Annotated in this window: 4 protein-coding genes; 2 read left to right on the forward strand and 2 right to left on the reverse strand. The window is 35.6% G+C overall.

Annotated features, from left to right (window positions below):
- A partial coding sequence (locus tag KL866_RS10865) for an acyltransferase (protein ID WP_214995015.1) occupies positions 1-962 on the forward strand: 962 nt, incomplete at its 5' end.
- Between the two features lie 122 nt (positions 963-1,084).
- Here KL866_RS10865 and KL866_RS10870 read toward each other — a convergent pair.
- Positions 1,085-1,828: a hypothetical protein gene (locus KL866_RS10870; RefSeq protein WP_214995017.1), complete on the reverse strand. Its 744-nt coding sequence runs from the start codon at positions 1,826-1,828 to the stop codon at positions 1,085-1,087.
- Positions 1,829-2,117: 289 nt separating this feature from the next.
- Entirely contained in the window at positions 2,118-2,753 is a 636-nt protein-coding gene (locus KL866_RS10875; RefSeq protein ID WP_214995019.1) for a hypothetical protein, read from the reverse strand.
- Between the two features lie 672 nt (positions 2,754-3,425).
- On the opposite strand from KL866_RS10875, the gene KL866_RS10880 reads away from it, so the two are divergent.
- A partial coding sequence (locus tag KL866_RS10880; RefSeq protein WP_214995021.1) for a sulfotransferase occupies positions 3,426-4,284 on the forward strand: 859 nt, incomplete at its 3' end.

The raw sequence follows: 4,284 nt of genomic DNA on the forward strand, positions 1-4,284 counted from the left end.
GTCCTGAGGTGTGGGCTGAACATTCAAATATTTATGGTTTTGATCTACTTCAATTCTTTTCAAATTTTTTAGGGCGAGCAAGTGTTCCTGCCTTAAGTATTATCAGCGGATATCTTATTGTAAATTCCTTTTATAAATCCCCTGACTGGTTTTCTTTCGCAAAGTCTAAATTTAAGAAGCTCATAGTTCCACTTATTACTTGGAACCTGATCATTATTTTATTTAGCCTAGCCGTTTTTTATTTAGTTTCTTTAAAAACAATTCAAATGCGAATTCTTTCGGGCGAAGAGTTGACCTTCGTCCGAATACTAGATTTAACCATAGGTTTAAACTATAACTCTATCACTGAACCACTTAATTTTTTACGCGACATATTTGTATGTTCTTTAATTTCGCCAATATTCATTTTTCTCTATAGAGCTAATAAATTTATTTTTCTGTTTCTGACTTGGACTATCTGCCTCAATTTCGATATTACACCAGTTATAATGCGAGATGGAATACTGATGTTTTTCTCTGTCGGTATTGCACTTGGAGTGTCTAAAGAAAAAGTATTTTCCCTTAGTCACAATAATATTATAATTATGTCCACCGTAGTCACTTCTCTTTTTGCTACATATATTGCAAACGATAGTTTTTCTTACTATGACTTAAGAGAGTACGCATTGAGGGTAGTTGTCGCTTGTGCTTTTATGATTTCCTCTTACTTCTTAGCTACAAAATTAACTCACGAAACAACAAAGAAGTTAGGAGGATATTCTTTTCCTCTCTTTCTATCTCATAGCTTAATATTCACTGTATTGTGGGGTTTTTGGCAATTTTTTATAGGAAGAGAAGTTGATAGTTTTTACCCTGTTTTCTACTTTTCTGCGCCATTATTTGCTTTAATTGCAGTTCAATTAATAATGAAAACCAAAAAGTTTTTTTCGCCGAAAATCAATAGCCTCCTTTGGGCTCAGTAGTAAAAAGTTCATCCCATTGGCAAGTACCGCCGACTACACTTACGGAAAATTGATAACATAATAGCTTAACACTTAGATAGTAAATTCCTTTTTAATGTTCATACTAATAAAATTTAATTACTTTAGTATAGGTAGCGTTCATGCGGCGTTAATTTAATCTCACGCTCTAACTCTTCATAATTGCCTACAACGTTTTTTAGATCGTTTGAAAGTATTTTTTTATGGTGACTCATTTTTTCTATTGGTTCAAGACCAATAAATTCGAAAATTTCTCTATTATGCCTGTTCAATGACTCTATATCTTTAAAATAAGCCTCATATGATACTTTGTAGACGGGATGCCGTTTTTCTAATTTCTTTACAAAGTCTTTTTCAGCACGATCAAGCTCAGCATCAGAATCTAAGTATTTTAAGAGCCTCTGAACATTAATTTCGGCTTTAAGGTCTTTAATGGCGTCATCCTTAGTCGATACAACTCCTACTTTATTCATCAGCATTGAAGAAACAAGTCTTTTTAGTAAATTATCTCTTCTTAAATGAATTACATTCATTTGTTCTTGCCTAATAAAATAATCTTCTATTCGATTTCTTCTAATGTGTGTGTAAAAATCCTTAATTCCCAAAGTTTTTAAATTACGTTTTCTTTTGAAGTTAATCGGAGTTCTCTTTTTTAAATGAGAATACGCACTATATGATTGTGCGGAATAAAAAAATAAGTTATTGCTCCATAAGTAGTCGAGATATCCTTCATACGATAACCCGAAGCTTTTCAAAGCCCAATTGTGAAGCTTATGAGGCATTGTCCAAGGTCCTAAGACTTCTCCAAAATTAACTGCGTTTGGACTAAGGTTGATCGTATTTGCCATGAAGTTGCTTCCACAACGACCGCTAGTCAAAATAAAGTGCTTAGAATAATTCAAGATAGCTTACCTCATTATTAAGTGCATCATTTATAGAGAATTGATGACGAGACTATTGACTGCTGACGATTGTATTAATCCGTCAAAACTAATAGAAGCTTTAGTCTTCGCTTCCACAATACTAACGGAGATATAAAAACAACTTTTCAAATTTTTTAGAAAAAAAAGCGCGGATAAAATCCGCGCTTTCAACGTTGTCTCGATTGCTTAAGCAAATTCCGAATAGTTTTTAATATTATCGCTTAGCACGAATCCTAAGAACAACTAGGCCAGCCATCATGAAAAGGATGATTGAACTAGGAGCAGGAACTGCGACAGCGTTTGAACTAAATATAGAATTCACATTTAAGGTCGCCGGCACACCAGCTATTTGCTGCGCTACGACTGCATCACCGTTTGAGTCAAATGAATATACAGTAATACCATCAATGCCGTAGACATTCGAAAATGAATAATCAACGTTCCAAAGGTCGCCGAAAAGTTCTGTTACGATAAACCCATCAGTTTTATCAGCAGCATAATTAAATGACAAATTTGCTTCGGCAGCGTCTTCCCAAAACGTAACACTACCGCTTCCTGTTACGCCGTTATCACCACCGCCAGCAACACCACCAATATCACTATATATCGTGAAAATGCCAAATTCATTACCTACATTAGCTACAAAGATTGCGATTTGATTTGCAACTTCTAAACCAGTGTTAGCACTCCACGCATTAGGTGAGTCAAATTGATAAAAATCCTCGAAGCTTGTACCGATATCTAGAGAATTTACCTCAGTACCGTTGACGCTAATCAAGCCAGCGTGTGCACCCGAGACTGATGCTAGCGTTAACGCGATACAAGCAAACCACTTGTTCAACTTTTTCATACTTTTACATTCCTATTTACAACGAATTATTACTAAGCTTTGTTAGAAGAGCTACGCAGAGGCTATCATGCAAAAAACAGTCCAAAAAGACAAGCTATTAATTAATAACAACATTATTAAAATTTACACAACCATATACTCTGGAGTGTTAAATTTAATGACACCAACCATCACAAGCTTAAATTTGACTGCTCGCGAGCAGAAGCCCAAGTGAACTGCTTGAGAAAAAGTACCTCTATGTGCCAATGGGATTTGTGGAAATCACTCGTTTCGCGCAACTTTTTTTCGGTTTAACTTTGACATCAACATCGCTGATTAAATTGCATACCATCCGCAATTAAACCACGATGTATTTAGAAACAGTTCTTTCAAAACGATCTGACAGACTTGACCGTTGTAACATGTTCCATAGTACTTGTACTAAATAAAATTCTTTAAGTTATAAAAACTAAACCTTTGTAAGCGATCGTGTTAGTGTGAACTACGCTACGGTTAGCAACATTGAGAGTCTCGTTTGCCATAAATATAAGTCGATAGAACTGAATGAAAGAGAAGCTTTAATCATGGGTAAAAGTATCCTACTTCATTACTATATATTAGTGTTCATCCAAAGTTTTTAATAGTCAATACCGTAATAATCTTTAAGATCACAAGAGTGATAAGGGAGAAAAGATGTTAGAAAGGAATAATACAGAGCCACTATTTATAGTTGGGGTCCCAAGATCGGGCACGACACTTTTAACATCGTATCTAGTGTCTCACCCAAATATCGAGTCTGGTGCTGAGACCCAATTTTTTAATAAGATTGGGGAAGATGAAGCCGCTCTTGAATACGCGCTTCAAGAAGAAAATTGGCCCCATGCTGCATACGATTTGATGAAGAAAAAACTAACGTTGTCAGGAGTGAGCGTACTAGAATTATATTGTAAAGATAGGGAAAGCATAATCCTATTCTTATCATCTCGTAAGCCTAGTTTAGGAGCCATGCTTGAATCAATCGTGATACGAAACACTGATACAAGCTCTCCTCGACGTTGGTTAGAAAAAACACCAAATCATATTAACCATTTAAATGACATACGAACTCATTTTCCATCTGCTAAAATTTTATTGATAATTAGAGATCCTAGGGATAGCGCTGCCTCTATAGCTAAGCTGCCTTGGGCACCAAAATCAACGCTTGCAAACGCGCTTCTTGTAGAAAATTGGCTAGCTAACACTTACAAAGGATTTGAGGAAAATAACAATTGTCTTACCGTTTCATATGAGCGTTTGATAACCAATACGGAAGAGGAGTTGAAAAAAGTATTTTCTTTTATAAGTGAAGAATATTCACCTTCTATTCTAGAAAAGAAAAGTGCTGCTGAAGTCACTACAGTGGCAGAGCCTTGGAAAAAAGATGTCCACAGAGCTATTGATAAAAATCACCTGGCGTTATGGAAGAAGAGAGTACCTAAGCCTGTTTTGATCCAAATAGAGCGGATTATGTCGGCATGTTTAGACTTTTTCTCTTATCGTGAACCAGTCACTG

Source organism: Alteromonas sp. ALT199 (assembly GCF_018619335.1).
GTDB lineage: Bacteria > Pseudomonadota > Gammaproteobacteria > Enterobacterales > Alteromonadaceae > Alteromonas.